12 protein-coding genes and 1 tRNA gene are annotated in these 14,697 nt (G+C 70.1%); 8 read left to right on the top strand and 5 right to left on the bottom strand.

Annotated elements, in window-relative coordinates:
* The first annotated feature begins 66 nt into the window (after positions 1-66).
* Both VF632_RS12530 and VF632_RS12525 read left to right on the top strand, forming a co-directional pair.
* A complete protein-coding gene (locus VF632_RS12530) occupies positions 67-933 on the top strand; it encodes a metallophosphoesterase (protein ID WP_331023236.1) in 867 nt (288 codons plus the stop codon).
* Positions 934-1,051: 118 nt separating this feature from the next.
* Positions 1,052-1,270: a cold shock domain-containing protein gene (locus VF632_RS12525; RefSeq protein ID WP_331023235.1), complete on the top strand. Its 219-nt coding sequence runs from the start codon at positions 1,052-1,054 to the stop codon at positions 1,268-1,270.
* A 789-nt stretch (positions 1,271-2,059) separates the two neighbouring features.
* Here the strand turns inward: VF632_RS12525 and VF632_RS12520 are convergent.
* Positions 2,060-3,094 (bottom strand): zinc-binding dehydrogenase, encoded by a 1,035-nt coding sequence (locus VF632_RS12520; protein ID WP_331023234.1) that lies wholly within the window; start codon positions 3,092-3,094, stop codon positions 2,060-2,062.
* Between the two features lie 125 nt (positions 3,095-3,219).
* On the opposite strand from VF632_RS12520, the gene VF632_RS12515 reads away from it, so the two are divergent.
* Genes VF632_RS12515 through VF632_RS12505 form a run of 3 tightly spaced genes read left to right on the top strand, consistent with a single transcriptional unit; the run spans position 3,220 to position 6,513 of the window.
* On the top strand, positions 3,220-3,582 hold the full coding sequence (locus VF632_RS12515) for a hypothetical protein (RefSeq protein ID WP_331023233.1): 363 nt from the start codon (positions 3,220-3,222) through the stop codon (positions 3,580-3,582).
* Positions 3,583-3,622: 40 nt separating this feature from the next.
* A complete protein-coding gene (locus VF632_RS12510; RefSeq protein WP_331023232.1) occupies positions 3,623-4,651 on the top strand; it encodes a proline dehydrogenase family protein in 1,029 nt (342 codons plus the stop codon).
* A gap of 2 nt (positions 4,652-4,653) precedes the next feature.
* A complete protein-coding gene (locus tag VF632_RS12505; RefSeq protein ID WP_331023231.1) occupies positions 4,654-6,513 on the top strand; it encodes a M61 family metallopeptidase in 1,860 nt (619 codons plus the stop codon).
* Between the two features lie 16 nt (positions 6,514-6,529).
* On the opposite strand, the gene VF632_RS12500 is transcribed toward VF632_RS12505, so the two are convergent.
* Positions 6,530-6,766 (bottom strand): hypothetical protein, encoded by a 237-nt coding sequence (locus tag VF632_RS12500; protein WP_331023230.1) that lies wholly within the window; start codon positions 6,764-6,766, stop codon positions 6,530-6,532.
* A 507-nt stretch (positions 6,767-7,273) separates the two neighbouring features.
* On the opposite strand from VF632_RS12500, the gene VF632_RS12495 reads away from it, so the two are divergent.
* A tRNA-Pro gene (locus VF632_RS12495) sits at positions 7,274-7,347 on the top strand.
* 332 nt (positions 7,348-7,679) lie between these two features.
* On the opposite strand, the gene VF632_RS12490 is transcribed toward VF632_RS12495, so the two are convergent.
* Positions 7,680-8,624 carry a peptidoglycan DD-metalloendopeptidase family protein gene (locus VF632_RS12490; RefSeq protein WP_331023229.1) on the bottom strand — a complete coding sequence of 315 codons (945 nt, stop codon included), beginning with the start codon at positions 8,622-8,624 and terminating at the stop codon, positions 7,680-7,682.
* A gap of 351 nt (positions 8,625-8,975) precedes the next feature.
* Between VF632_RS12490 and VF632_RS12485 the strand changes: the two genes are divergently transcribed.
* Entirely contained in the window at positions 8,976-10,148 is a 1,173-nt protein-coding gene (locus VF632_RS12485) for a hypothetical protein (RefSeq protein ID WP_331023228.1), read from the top strand.
* A 26-nt stretch (positions 10,149-10,174) separates the two neighbouring features.
* Here VF632_RS12485 and VF632_RS12480 read toward each other — a convergent pair whose 3' ends face one another.
* Entirely contained in the window at positions 10,175-11,944 is a 1,770-nt protein-coding gene (locus VF632_RS12480; RefSeq protein WP_331023227.1) for an ATP-binding protein, read from the bottom strand.
* 588 nt (positions 11,945-12,532) lie between these two features.
* Here VF632_RS12480 and VF632_RS12475 point away from each other — a divergent pair.
* Positions 12,533-14,083: a GH36-type glycosyl hydrolase domain-containing protein gene (locus VF632_RS12475; RefSeq protein ID WP_331023226.1), complete on the top strand. Its 1,551-nt coding sequence runs from the start codon at positions 12,533-12,535 to the stop codon at positions 14,081-14,083.
* A gap of 155 nt (positions 14,084-14,238) precedes the next feature.
* Here the strand turns inward: VF632_RS12475 and VF632_RS12470 are convergent.
* On the bottom strand, positions 14,239-14,697 hold a 459-nt coding region (locus tag VF632_RS12470), incomplete at its 5' end, for a condensation domain-containing protein (RefSeq protein ID WP_331023225.1).

Below are 14,697 nucleotides of genomic sequence, written 5' to 3'. Positions count from 1 at the left end.
CGCTCGGGCACCCTGCCACCGCCGCCCGCGCCCCCGCTGGTCCGCTGCTTGCCTCCCCGCCGCCGAATGACGAGCAAGAACACGGTGGCGCGGTGGATGGGGGCGGCGGTGGGCGCGGGGGCGGCGGTTGGGGCGTACGCCGTGGCGGTGGAGCCGCTGTGGCTGCAGGTGACGCGGCCCCGGATTCACGTGCGCGGGCTGCACCCGGACCTGGAGGGGTTTCGCATCGCCCTGTTGACGGACATGCACGCCGGCGGCGGAACGCCCCTGTGGCTGATCCGCCGCGCGTGCCGGCTGGCCATGGCCGAGCGCCCGCACCTGGTGGCGCTCACGGGCGACTTCGCGCACGACAAGGCCAAGAGCTTTCGGCCCGTGCTGGACGCGATGTCCGGGCTTTCGGCCCCGCACGGGGTGTGGGCGGTGCCCGGAAACCACGACCACACGGTGGGGATCGACCGCTGGCACGCGGAGCTGGAGGGGCACCCGGTGATCCGCAACCTGACCAACGCCTCGGAGTTGCGGCGGGTGGGCTCGGCCACCCTGTGCGTGGCCGGGGTGGACGACTATCGCGAGGGGCAGCCCTCGCTGCGGACGCTCCCCCCGCCGGAGGACCGCGACTTCACCCTGCTGCTGGCGCACAACCCCGACCAGGCGGAGCACGCCCGCCGCGCGTACGACGCGGTGGACCTGATCGTGAGCGGGCACACGCACGGCGGCCAGGTGCGGCTTCCGTTCGTGGGCGCGGTGAGGAACCCGGCGGAATTCGACGAATTGTACGAAGAGGGCCTGCGGCGCCGCCCGTGGACGCAGGTGTACACCTCGCGCGGGGTGGGCACGGTGGGCCTTACATTGCGCTTTCTCTGCCGCCCCGAGGTGGCCGTGCTGGAGCTCACGGCGGCCCCGCGTCCAGCCCGAGATTCGGCAAACGTTTGAATCCACGAACGGCCCGCCTCTTGCACGAGAGGTGGCGAAATCAGTCCGGGGGCGGCGCGCGACGGAAGGCGGCGTGCCCGGCGTGGGACCGGATTCCGTCGTAGCGGAGAGGGGACTGATGTCGCGACAGACTGGGGTGGTCGAGTTCTTCAAGGACGACAAGGGGTTCGGCTTCATTCGTCCAGACGATGGCGGAAAGGACGTGTTCGTCCACCACTCGTCGATCCAGATGGAGGGGTTCAAATCCCTGAAGCGGGGCGACCGGGTGGAGTACGACATCCAGGAGGATCCGAAGGGTCCGCGCGCCAACAACGTGACGCGCGTGGCCGAAGGCTGAGCCTCCATCGTCCGCGTACCAAGGAGCGGCGCCGTCCACCCGGACGGCGCCGCTCTTCGTTGGGCCCTCACCGGGCGGCGCTGACACGCGTCACTTCAGTTGAGTGCTCCTATAAACCCTTGACGCGCAACAGCTTGTCATCCTGAGGCCCAGGCGCGCCGTACTCACCCTCCACACCATCCCTCGCGGGCCGAAGGATCTTGCCGCGGATGCCTTTCAGCCCGGGCGCGGCAGCGGGCACTGTCGCCGAGGCCTCGGCTCCGCGGGGGCCCTCACCCGGCCGCGCTGAAACGCGCGCCACCCTCTCCCACAAACAGCGTGGGAGAGGGGGTACACTTCACCTTTCGGCGCGTGGACACACGTCATTAAACGCGTCGTGCCTATCGTTGTCATCCCGATGGAGCGGCCACGCGCAAATCGCGGCAACACCACACTTTGCAGCGACTGAGGGATCCGCCACACAGTCCTCGAAGCGCACGCGAACTTGAGCCTGCGCCGCAACTTCGTGAGCGGGTGAACCCGCCGCTGGAAACGCGGAAAGCGACAGGAGCCGCCGTTCTCTCTCTTCGAATTGCCGGGCAGTTCCGGGCTCGTTCCACGGACAGAAGAAACAGTCTGCGTGCATCCGCGAAGCTGGAGCGTCACGCGTGGTGTGTGGCGGATCCTTCAGTCGCTGCAAGTTGTTGCGCAGCGTCAGGTTGCGCTTGGCCGCTCCTTCAGGATGACATCCGCGGAGTCATCGGATGGCTCCCCTCCTTGACGTCGCCCGTCCGCGATCACCCGGCGCGGCTATGGGACGAGGATGATCTTTCCGAACTGGCCGCCGGCTTCTAGGCGCTCGTGCGCCTCGCGTGCCTGATCCAGCGGCATCACACTGTCGATCACCGGGCGAATGCGTCCGGCGAACACCGCGCGCAGCATGTCCTCGAACTCCGAGCGCGACGCCATCGTGGTCCCGATCACCTCGATCTGCTTCCAGAACACCGACCGCACGTCCAGCTCCACCTTCGGACCCGCCGTGCCCCCGTACGTCACCAGCCGCCCGCCGCGCGCCAGGGAACGCACCGACCCGGCCCAGGTGGCCGCGCCGACGTTCTCGACCACGACGTCCACGCCGCGCTTGGCCGTGTCCTTGTACACCGCCTTCGCCCAGTCCACCTCCAGCCGGTCGTAGACGAAGTCCGCCCCTAGTTCCCGGAGGCGCGACACCTTATCCACCCCACTCGTCACCGCGAAAACGCGCGCCCCCATCATCCGCGCGACCTGTACGGCGGCTATAGCGGTGCCGCCGGATGCGCCGATCACCAGCACGTCCTCGCCCGGCTTCAGGCGCGCGCGGGAGACGAGGGCGCGCCACGCCGTCTGGTACGAGATGGGGAGCGCGGCGGCCGCCTCGAAGGAGAGGTCGTCGGGAATGCGGTACGCGTGGTCCGCATCCACGGCGACGAATTCCGTGAATCCCCCGTCCGTGTGCTCGCCCCAGATGCGGTATCGTTCGCACATGGAGTGCTCCCCGCGCGCGCAGTCGCGGCACTGGCCGCACCAGAGCGAGGGATTGATCACCACCCGCTCGCCCATCCGCCCCGCATCCACCCCGTCGCCAGCCTCGACGATCACCCCGGCGACGTCGGAACCGCCCACGTGCGGCATGGTGGTTTCGATGGGAATGCCGCGCCGCACCCACAGGTCCAGGTGGTTCAGCGCCGCCGCGCGCACCTCCACCAGCACCTGGCCGGGGCCGGGGGACGGGCGATCGACCTTCTCGATGCGGACCACCTCGGGGCCGCCGTTGTCGTGAAAGATGGCCGCGCGCATCTGCATCATCAGGGGGGGACGGGGGACGAGTGCTTGGATGGGGCGCGGAAGGTAGGAGCACGTTGGGAGGGCGGCAACGGACGGCGGCGCCCCGCCCTGTCGCGCCATCCGTCCCCCGCTTAGTTTGCGCCCCCATGAAGTACGCCAACGCGGAAGACCGCCTGAACCCGCTGCCGCCGGAGGACGCGGACGAAAGCACCCTCGGCGGCTACATGGCCATCTACGGGCGCTCCGCCGCGTTCGAGGGGATGGACGGCGAGCCCTACACCGTCGGGCTGGAAACGGAGCCGGCGGACGGCGGGTTCGCGGGCTACCTGGTGTTCATCCGCTGGGCGCAGACCGGCACCGCCATCATGGGCCACCTGGAGACGGGCGACCTGGTGCACGCCGCCACCGCGGACGAGGCCCGAAGCCTGCTGGAGGCCCTGCCGCTCGCGCAGGCCCGGGCCGTGCTGGATGAGACCATCGCACGCAAGCGCGCCGACGACCACGCCTGACGGCCGGCGCCACACCGATCCGCATCACCCCGAGTTTTCGATGCTCAAGACGAGCCTGCTGCGCCTTAGCGAGAGCCCCACGGCCAAGCGCATCATCACCCGCGCCCCCCTGTCCCGCGGCTTCGCCGCGCGCTTCGTGGCCGGCGACACGCTGCAGGAGGCGCTGGACGCCGCCCGCGCCCTGAACCAGGCCGGGCTGAGCGTGTCGCTGGACTTCCTGGGCGAGTCCGTGGCCGACCGCGCCGAGGCGGAGAAGGCCGCCGACATGGCTGTCCACATCCTGGAGTCCATCACGCGCGAGGGGCTGAACGCCAACCTCTCCATCAAGCCCACGCAGCTGGGGCTGGACATCGACGAAGCGTTCTGCCGCCGCAACGTGGAGCGCGTCCTTTCCCGCGCCCGCGAGCTGGGCAACGGAGAGGGCGAGATCTTCGTGCGGATGGACATGGAGAGCAGCGCCTACACCGAGCGCACCATCGCCCTGGTAGAAGGCTTGTGGGCTGACGGGTTCCGCAACGTGGGCACGGTGCTGCAGTCCATGCTGCGCCGCACGGCCGACGACGTGGAGCGGCTGATCAGACTGGGCTCGCGGGTGAGGCTGGTGAAGGGCGCCTACCAGGAGCCGGACTCGGTGGCCTTTCCCGACAAGGCCGACACCGACCGCATGTACGTCGAGGAGATGAAGCGCCTGCTGGAGGCGGGGCACTACCCGGCCATCGCCACCCACGACGACGCCATCATCGACGCCACCCGCCGCTTCGTCTGGGAGCGCGGCATCGCCAAGGAATCGTTCGAGTTCCAGATGCTGTACGGCGTGCGCCGCGACCTGCAGACGCAGCTGCGCGAAGAGGGGTACAACGTGCGCGTGTACGTACCCTTCGGCGACTCGTGGTATCCGTACCTGATGCGCCGCCTGGCCGAGCGCCCCGCCAACGTGCTGTTCATGGCGGGGAGCGTGGTGAAGGAGGCGCGCGCCGGCGGGAAGAGCCTGGCCAAGCCCGTGGCGCTGGGCGCCGGCGTGGTGGCGGGGATCGCGGCCGTGCTGGCCTGGCGCCGCGGCCGGCGGTAGCCGTGGGCCCCATCCGGTACAAGCTCCGCATTCCGGAGCCCCACACGCACCTGCTGGGCGTGGAGATGACGGCCGAGGGGGTGCACGGCCCGGCGCGGCTGGTGATGCCCTCGTGGACCCCCGGCAGCTACCTGATGCGCGAGTTTCCGCGCAACGTCATGCAGATGGAGGCCGCCGACGGCGCGTGGCGGCCCCTGCCCTTCCGCAAGACCGACAAGAACACCTGGCTGGTGGACGCTCCCCCGGACGGCGTGCTGCGCGCCCGCTGGGTGGTGAACGCCGACGAGCTGACGGTGCGCACCAGCCACGTCGACGCCTCCCACGCGTACGTGAACGGCGCCAGCGTCTTCTTGTACGTCGAGGGGCGCCAGGACGAGCCCGTCGAGGTGGCCGTGGAGCCGCCCGCGGGGTGGCGGGTGACGACGGCCCTGGAGGAGGCGGGCGAGAACGTGTTCCGCGCGGCTGGCTACAACGAGCTGGTGGATTCGCCGATGGAGATCGGCACGCACGCGCTGGTGGAGTGGGGCGTGGACGGGGTGCCGCACCGGTACGCGGTGTGGGGCCGCGGCAACGCCGACCCGCGGCGCCTGGCGGCCGACACCACGCGCATCGTGCTGGCCGAGCGCGAGCTCTTCGGCGGCGGAGTGCCGTATCCGCACTTCACCTTCATCCTTCACCTGGCCAGCGGCGGCGGCGGGCTGGAGCACCGCAACAGCACCTCGCTGCTGGTGGACCGCTGGAGCTTTCGCGGACAGGCGTACGAGGGCGTGCTGGGGCTGGTGGCGCACGAGCTCTTTCACGCGTGGAACGGCAAGCGGCTGCGCCCGGCGGTGCTGGGGCCGTTCGACTACACCCGCGAGGCGTACACGCGCGAGCTGTGGGTGGTGGAGGGGTTCACCACCTACTACACCGACCTGGTGCTACGCCGCGCGGGGCTGATCCCGCCCCTGCGGTACCTGGACAAGCTGGCGGAGCAGATCACCCGCTTCGCGCAGCTTCCCGGGCGCGCGGTGCAGTCGCTGGAAGATTCGTCGTTCGACACCTGGATCAAGTTCTACCGGCCGGACGCCAACACGCCCAATGCCACCATCTCCTACTACCAGAAGGGCGCGCTGGTGGCCCTGCTGCTGGACATGGAGATCCGGGCGCGCACCGGCAACGCACGCTCGCTGGACGACGTGCTGCGCCTGCTGTGGGAGCGCTGGGGCGCGCGCGACGTGGGGTTTCCCGAGGGCACGGTGGAGGCCGTCGCGGCCGAGGTGGCTGGGGCGGACCTGTCGGAACGGTTCGACGTGTGGCTGCGGAGCACGCAGGAGCTGGACTACACGGGTTTGCTGAACACCGCCGGGCTGGTGCTGATGAGCCCGCGGGAGGCGCGGGAGCGGGGCATTGCGCCCGGCGGCCACCCCGACGCGCCGGGTGCCGCCCCCGTGCCGCGGGAGCCGCGGACCGGGCTGCAGCTGAAGGCCGAGGGCGGCCGCACGGTCGTCTCGAACGTGCAGGCGGGGAGCGCGGGGTGGTCCGCGGGGGTGAACGCCGGCGACGAGCTGGTGGCGCTGGACGGATTTCGCATCGCCGCGCCGGATGCGCTGACCGCACGGCTGCTGGAGGCGCCCGAGGGCACCCGACTGCCGCTGACCGTCTTTCGGCGCGACGAGCTGCTGACGCTGTCCCTTCCGGTGGTGATCGGGCCCCCACAGCAGCTGCTGCTGCGCCCGTCGCCCACCGCCACCCCCGAGCAGAAGCGGGTGTTGTTCGACTGGCTGCGGATGGACGCGGTGGGCGCCGGCCAGCCCGCCCCCGCCCGCCCGGACGGGCCGCGCGCGAACTTCGGCCCGGTGCCCGAGCCGGGCCGGGGTTGACGACTCGCCGGTGTGGCTAGCGGAGGTCCTTTACCAGGAACAGCCCCGTGCCCGCGAACCCGCCCACCCCCACCCCGATGATTGTCTCGATCACCGGGCTGAGGCCGAACGCGTCGTTGTCGCGCTCGGTCATTCCGTACGCGAACCCCACCACCCCGCCGATGGCCATTCCCAGAGCGGCGTGGCGGGCGAACGAGACCAAGCGGTCCGGGTCGCTCGGGCGCGTGAGCTCATAGCGATTGGGCCGCGCCAAGTCAGGGTTCGGGCGGAGGAGCACGCCCAGCGGCGCAGGCGCGGGAGCTGCCGCGCGAGCCGCGTCGGCCGGCGCCGGTGGGACGGATGGGGCCGCCGCAGCGTCTGCGGACGGGAGGATCGCGGTCTGCGCGGCGACAGGCGCGCTTGCCAGCGAAAGCGCGGCGGCGAGGCATAGAGCAAGGGGCATTCGCATTGGGTAGCCTCTACTCAGGGTTCGGGTGGATTTCCGCTCTGCGCCGGTCGGGGGACGCTGTGGCGGTGCGCGGGCGTGGAGCGCTACACGAGCGCGGGTTACACTCGAACAGCGCTCAAGGGCCTCGTACGCGTGACGCAAATCGCGGCCCGGTGCGGATCTGACGTTTCTGATGTGTCGTGGCGCCAGGGAACGGCGTAGGGGCAGCGGGGGTGAGAGCGGGCATGCCGGCGGCCTGGGGTTGACGGGGCCGAGGCGAAACGTTAGGATTGTTGCTCTCTGGCGGGCTTTGGTCTGCCGGGGCCGGGAGTTCGGGACGTGGCGCAGCCCGGTAGCGCACCTGAATGGGGTTCAGGGGGTCGCCGGTTCAAATCCGGCCGTCCCGACTAGCGTAAGTAAAGGCCCTGCAACGGTTTCGTTGCAGGGCCTTTTCGCGTGTTGCACCGCGCAAGTGCGCGATGGTGTAAGTAGTGGTGTAACTAAGAGGCTTTAGAGCACGTACGGGAGACCCACCTGAAGCCGAATCAGGTGCCGTCCAGTTCACGCCGCCAGCCGACTCCGGCGCACCCCCCTCCGCCCCCATGCCCGACCGCAGCTGACCGCACCCGGGCGCGTCACGGCGGATTTCGCGCGGATCCGTGCGCGATTGCGCTGCTGGTAATCATCCTGATCGACCACGACGGCCAGTTGGCGGCACCTGAGCTGCTAGTGCGCCCGCTCAATGCCTGGTGGTGAATTGGCCGTTGTAGGAACGTAGTCCGCCATACGTGTTCGAGCCGTTGTACATCACGTAGTGCAGGTGCGGTGTCGTGGCGCCCACGCTGCCAACGTAGCCGATGTGGGTGCCCGCGGTCACCGACTGGTTCACGGTCACCTGGATTCCGGTCAGGTGCAGATACCCGCTCCACCAGATCCGTCCGCCGGAGTTGTGTTCGATGAGGACCGCCCCGGATCCGCCGCCCGGCGCGACGCTGCCGCCGTAGTTCACCACCCGGCCGGGCGCGGTGGCATACACCGGCTTCCCCGCATCGGCTCCGTTTGCCTGGTTGGCGTCCCAGGCGTACGTGTCATCGGCGCCCGCCACGCCGCCGCCCGCGCGGTGGTAGCCCGTCTTGTGCTGGCAAAAATCCCAGGTGGGGAACGTCGCCCAGGAGCACTGCAGGCTGTAGGGTCCCACGACCGGAGAAACCGCGGGTGGCCTGCAACGCTTGGGCATCTCCCAGAGGATGCCGTTCCCATACGGGTAGGGACCTCGATAGATGACCAGGGCGCAGTCATCCTGAATGGCGAGCCACGCACTGGGGTTCCCTGCGGTGTTGGATGCCCACAACGGTTGAAGGGCGCCGTTGTATGCCACCAGGTTGCCGTCGTGCTGCATCTGAAAGATGCTCGTGCCGCGGCCCAAGGTGTTGGGCGCCACCCACAGCGCGCCCACTCCGTCGTACTCCACCACGTTCCCGTCCGTCTGCAGAACCAGCATTGCCTCGCCGTTGCACGAGCGAACCCACTGATCGGGGCGCAGTCCCTCGCCGGGCAGCATCTGGCCGCACTTTGCGGGTGCCGTCAGGGCACGCGGGACCGCGCCCGCGGCAGAGGCGGGGCCAGCGGGGCTCCCGGTGTCCCGGCACCCGGACACGGCCACCAGCGCGAGCGCCAGTAGCATGGAGTTCCTTCGATGAAGCGCGCCGCCGCCGCGTGCGGGTGTCTGGGCGAGTGGGCGGCTCAACAGGGGGGTGAAGCGCATGAGAATCCCTCCGGTCACGGGTGAGATGTGCCGCCGCGAGTAGCGGTCGGCGTGGTCGCGGGGCCTGTCTCCACATTGTCAGCGTGGACGAGGCGGCTAAATTTGTCGGCCCCGAAGGTACCTTACATCACCCGATCTCATGTGTCCTTCATGGAAACCTCATGGACACCCAACGCTTCGATTAGGCCACACTGCGTGCTCGTGACCCTAGGCTCGCCAGCGGCGCTCACGATTAGTGGAGAGCCCCATATCTTCACGAACAGCAAGCACTTGGCTCTGCTCGCCTATCTGATCATGGAGCCGGGTGAGTACCGGCGCGAGCAGCTCACCCGGCTGGTTTGGAGTTCGGTCTCATCCGGCTCTATCGACACCGCTCTGTCGGAGCTACGCGCTGCATTCGGTCTGGAAGTGATCCCTCCACGCGCCCGCACGATCGCGCTGGACCCCGCGCTCGTAGAGATGGATGCGCTCCGGGTTCTGGCCGCGACGACGGATCCGGAGTCGCGCGCGGACGCCATCGTCCTGTACCGCGGCCCCTTCCTAGAGAGCTTCAACGCCCGGGGCAGTGCCGATGGATTCATCCGATGGGTGGAGCGGACGAGGGGGAGGGTGGAGGAGGCATTCCGGCAGCTGTGCGAAGCGGAGTGTGAGTGGGCCGCGGGCCACGGAGATTGGCGGAGGGTGCTGGAGGTAGCAAAAACAGGATTGAGGAAGAGCCCCGGCTGGAGCGGTGGAGAGCGCTGGCGCGAAACTGCCGCCCACGCGATGCGCCCGGTGCCGCCCACTCCGGAAGTCGCGGAGGAGCAGGTCGCCGGGATTCCGGCCGCCGCGGAGCCTGCGGCGAGTCCCAGAAGTGTACCCGGAGGCCAGCCTTCCCATACGTTTGGGCTGACCTGGGCCGGTATCGCGACGGCCCTGCTGGTTGTCTTGGGCGTTCTGGTCATCCGGGGAAAGCAGCCATCCCACTTGCCGGTGCGCATGCCGCCCATCCGCGCCGGGCAACTGCCCGCGCCCGGATCACCGATCCGCACGCTTTCCGATTGGGTACGCACGGATGGGCAGTGGATCTATTACCGCTACGAGCGCTACATGCCCGCCGCCTGCCAGCATGAAACGCAGGCGGTGGGGAACTTTGGCCGGAACGGCTGGACGAAGGGGATTCCAGTGGTCTGCCTTAACGGCACCTGGTTGGCTGTGGACGGGGAGCGGCTGATCAGAAAATTCTCCCTCGCGCCGGAGACCACCTACTGCCTGCAGTTCCTTTACATCGAAGACCAGACCTCCTTCTATAGTCAGCACGGCCCCGAAAACGCCCCTGGCCTCGATTCTATCAGGGTGGTTGCCCCAGGCGGCGAATACAACATCGGCTTCGCTGTCCTCCGTACCGCACCTGGGGAGTGGCACATCGAGCTGACCCACCGTTACCCAAGTAGTCGTTGCTGAAACGGAGCAGCGTTCGCTGAAGTGCTCTACGCGGACGGCGCCCCTGCGGGGTGCAACGGCTCGGGGAACGCCGCCACCTGCCCCTTTTCGTTGTCGGCGGGGAGCCAGAGCGAGAAGGTCGCACCCTCACCCGGCTCGCCCGACACCGTGAGGTCACCGTCCAGAAGGCGGGCGATCAGCCGGCTGATCGCGAGGCCCAGGCCGTGTCCGCTCGCCTGCGCGGCGGAATGCAGCCGGTGGAATTCGCCGAAGATGCTTTCTCGCGCTTCGGGCGGAATCCCGGGGCCGGTGTCGCGCACGTGAGCCGCGACCCACCTGCCCGGGCCCGGCGGGGTGCCGCCCGCATCCGTTCCGATCCAGAGGGTGATGCGGCCGGGAGCCGGCGTGTACTTGATCGCGTTGGTGAGGAGGTTGCCGAGCACTTCGCGCACCCGGACCGGGTCCGTGTAGACGGGCACCGGTGCGCCACCCTCCCAGACAAGCACGTGCCCCGCGGCCTCGGCCACGCCCCGATGGTCGTCCAGCGCCTCCCCGGCCACCGCCGCAAGGTCCACCGGCGCCCGGTGCACCGGCAGGCCGCCGCTTTCCGCGAGCGACAGGTCCAGGAGGTCGGTGATGATCGCCAGGGCGCTGCGAATACCACGCCGGACGCCGGCCACGAGCTTCGCCTGCTCGGGGAGGAGCGTGCCGCGCAGCTCCAGCTCCAGGAGCTGCGCGAATCCATCCGCCGCGCCCAGCGGGTTCTTGACGTCGTGGGTCACCCCACGGAGCAGGCGGGTCCGCGCCACCGTGGCCTGTGTAACGGCGAGCAGGAGCTTCTCCTGGGCGAGCACGGCGTTCCTCGCTTCGGTCGTGTCTCGCAGCACCACCGTATAGACCCGCTCACCTCCCACCTCCAGCTTGGAAATGGAGGCCTCGGCCGGAAACTCCTCCCCGTTCTTGCGGCGGCCGGCAATTTCGTGCCGGTGTCCCATCCGCCGCGCGACCTCGGGTGACTCGCCGAACGCGCGGACGTGCTGCTCGTGCACGGCACGGGCGCGCTCGGGCAGGAGCACGGCGAGGGACTGGCCCATGATCTCGCCCTCACGGTACCCGAAGATGTGCTCCGCCCCTTCGTTGAAGAGGATGACCCGCTGGGCCTCGTCTACCGAGATGATGGCTTCGGCGGCGATGCCGATGATCCGCGAGAAGCGTTCTTCCGAAAGCTCGGCGGCCGCGAGGGCGCGCTCGGCGTGCCGCATCAGCCGCGAGTTGTCGATGGCGATCGCGACGCGTGCGGCGAGGTCTTCGCCGAGCACCAGGTCCCGGGGCGTGAACGAGTCGCCGTGATTGGGGCTGACGTAGGTGATGGCGCCGAGCACGTCGCCCCGCGCCACGAGCGGAATCGTCATGAACGACCCGATCTCGAGCGCGCGCAGCAGGGCCAGGTTCTTCGCCGACCGCGCCGCGGCGACGAGCATTTCGTCGGTCACGGGAAACACGACCTGGCTCCGCCGGGTCCGCATGGCCGACGGAACGCCCAGCGGATCGTCGCGCAGGGGCGGCCACCCCTCCAGGAGCTGCTCCGCCAGTGCCTGCTTGTCAGCGTCCGGGTGGATGATGGCGAGCCGCCGCATGTGGCCGGCCTCCATCAGGTCCACCATGCACCACGAGCCGAGATGCGGGAGGGAGAGGCGCGCCACCGTCGCAAGCGTCGTCTCCACGTCCAGCGAATCGGCCAGGAGCCGGGTCGCCTCTACCAGGAAGGAGAGGTCCCGCTCCCGGGTGGGCGACGGCGGGTGGTCGGGTGAGGTCATCCAAAGATCATCGAAAGCCGAGCGCCCGTGCGGAGTTCGCTCGTGAAAGGCGCATTCTCGTACCGCGGGGCGATGCACGTATCGCACCGGTCACGAGCGGCCGGCACCGCGGGGAACGTCTTGCCCGCGGGCCCTCCCGGCACCACGTCTGCCCCACCATGGCCGCCACGAACGTTTTGCTACGCAACGATTTGAGCTTCTTGTTGACCGCGTGGTAAATGTTGGCTATCCTACGTTGCACAGATGGTCAACAACGATCGCGCGGCACGCCCGGTTGCGGTGCGGGAGGTCGCACCGGCCGCTGCGGCTCGATACAAAGGAAGCTCTTGTCCGATGATGGCTCGACGATAAACGCGCTCCGCATTCGCTCCCTCTTCGCCCGCCCGGCGCGGCCGGGGCGGGACGAGCTTCTTTCCGGCCCATGACCCGTGCGCGGCCCTGCAGTGCCTGCTGGAGCTGGCGCCGGGAGAAACGCGCGAGATCGCCGTCCTTCTCGGCGCGGCGGAGGGCGAAGCGGCGGCGCGGCAGGCCGTCCTCCGCTACCGCTACCGCGACCCGGCCGCGGCCGCGGCGGCCGCACGGGCCAGCGTGGCCGCGGCCGCGTGGGCGGAGCGGCTGTCCGTGATCACGGTGCGCACGCCGGACCCGGCGTTCGACGCCATGGTCAACCGCTGGATGCTGTACCAGGCCCTCGCCTGCCGCATGTGGGCGCGCTCCGCGCTGTACCAGAGCAGCGGGGCGTACGGCTTTCGCGACCAGCTGCAGGACGTCCTGGCCTTCGTGTACGCGGAGCCCGCGGTGGCGCGGGAGCACCTGCTGCGCGCCGCTGCACGGCAGTTCGTGGAGGGCGACGTGCAGCACTGGTGGCACCCCCAGTCCGGCCGCGGCGTCCGCACCCGCTTTTCCGACGACCTGGCGTGGCTTCCCTACGTGGTGGACGGCTACGTGAAGGTGACGGGTGACGGGGCGGTGCTGGACGAGTACGTCCCGTTTCTCACGCTCCGCGCGCTGGAGCCGCACGAGCACGAGGTGTACGACCTTCCCGCGGTGACGGACGAGCACGCCTCCGTGTACGAGCACTGCCTGCGCGCGCTGCGGCGTGCGTGCACCACGGGCGCGCACGGCCTGCCGCTGATCGGCATCGGGGACTGGAACGACGGGATGAGCCGGGTGGGGGTGGAGGGGCGGGGAGAGAGCGTGTGGCTGGCCTGGTTCCTCGCCGCCACCCTGCGCGCCTTCGCCCTCCACGCCGCCGGCCGGGGAGACCGGGCCGCGGCGGCGGAGCTGCGCGCGCACGCCGACGGGTACGTCCAGGCGGCCGAGGCGCACGGGTGGGACGGGGACTGGTACCGCCGCGCCTTCTTCGACGACGGCACGCCCCTGGGCTCGCGCGAAAGCGATGAGTGCCGCATCGACTCCATCGCGCAGAGCTGGAGCGTCATCTCCGGCGCCGGCGCGCCCGGGCGGCAGGCGCGGGCGATGGCGTCGATGGAGGAGCACCTGGTCCGCGAGGACGAGCGGATGCTGGTGCTGCTGACGCCGCCGTTCGACCGGACACCGCACGATCCCGGCTACATCAAGGGCTACCTTCCCGGCGTGCGGGAAAACGGCGCGCAGTACACGCACGCCGCGCTCTGGGCCGTGCTGGCCACCGCGCTGCGCGGCCAGGGCGACCGCGCCTTCGAGCTCTACCAGATGCTGAACCCCCTCACCCACGCGCGCACGCCGGAAGCGGTGGAGCGCTACCGGGTGGAGCCGTACGTGGTGGCGGCGGACGTCTACACGGCCGCGGGGCAGGTGGGGCGAGGCGGATGGACCTGGTACACGGGCTCGGCCAGCTGGATGTACCGCGTGGGGCTGGAGAGCATCCTGGGCTTCACCCGGCGCGGCGACACGCTCCGCATGGACCCCTGCGTTCCGGAGTCGTGGCCGGAAATCGGGATCGAGTACCGCTTCGGCACCGCGACGTACGCCATCACCGTCCTGCGCCCGGCGGACGTGCGCCGCGCGGGGGCGGAGGTGCGGATGGACGGGCGGCTGCTGGACGACGGGTCCATCCCCCTGCGCGACGACGGCGCGCGCCACGAGGTGGTCGTCCGGCCGCGCGGGGAGCCGCACCCTGCCGAATCTCGCCCCTGATGGTGCGTTCGTTACTGGGCTGTGCCCCGTCGCTCGCACGGTTGAGAACGCGCTCGTCCGACTCGTAGTGCCGTGGCCTTGCGGCGGATGCCGTACCAGCCCCGCGCCGCGGCGGGGCGACTCATCGTTCGGCGGCCGGCGGAGGATGGGCCGGCCTACGGCGCGGTGTACGTGGAGCCCGGCCCGCTCCCCAGCGCGGCCGCCGTCGGCTCCGGCCCGGGAAGCGGCGTCGAATCGCGGGTTCCGGACGAGAAGAGCTCCGCCACGGGCCGGTCCGGATCGGCCACGGCGCCCTCGAGCAGGGCCAGGTAGTCGCCGATCATCCGCTCGATCGTGGCGGAATCGAACAGCTCCGTCCGGTACACGAGGGAGCCGCCGACGTTCGTGCCGTCGTCGCTCATGGTCAGGCGCAGCTCGCTGCGGAGCGTCTGGCGGTCCTTCGGCGAGCGCCCGAGCGGGCTCGGCGCCACGGCCGGCAGCCGCAGCGTCTCCTGCCTGGCGCGGGCGTGCTCCAGCTCGAACACCACCTGGAAGAGCGGCATCTCTCCCGGGCCGCAGTCCGGCCGCAGCGCGCTCACCAGCCGGGCGAAGGGGAGGTCCTGGTGCGCGTACGC

It is taken from the genome of Longimicrobium sp. (genome assembly GCF_036388275.1).
Lineage (GTDB): Bacteria > Gemmatimonadota > Gemmatimonadetes > Longimicrobiales > Longimicrobiaceae > Longimicrobium.
The sequence above is the reverse complement of the archived record's forward strand: the minus strand, read 5'-3'. Positions and strand labels throughout refer to the sequence as shown.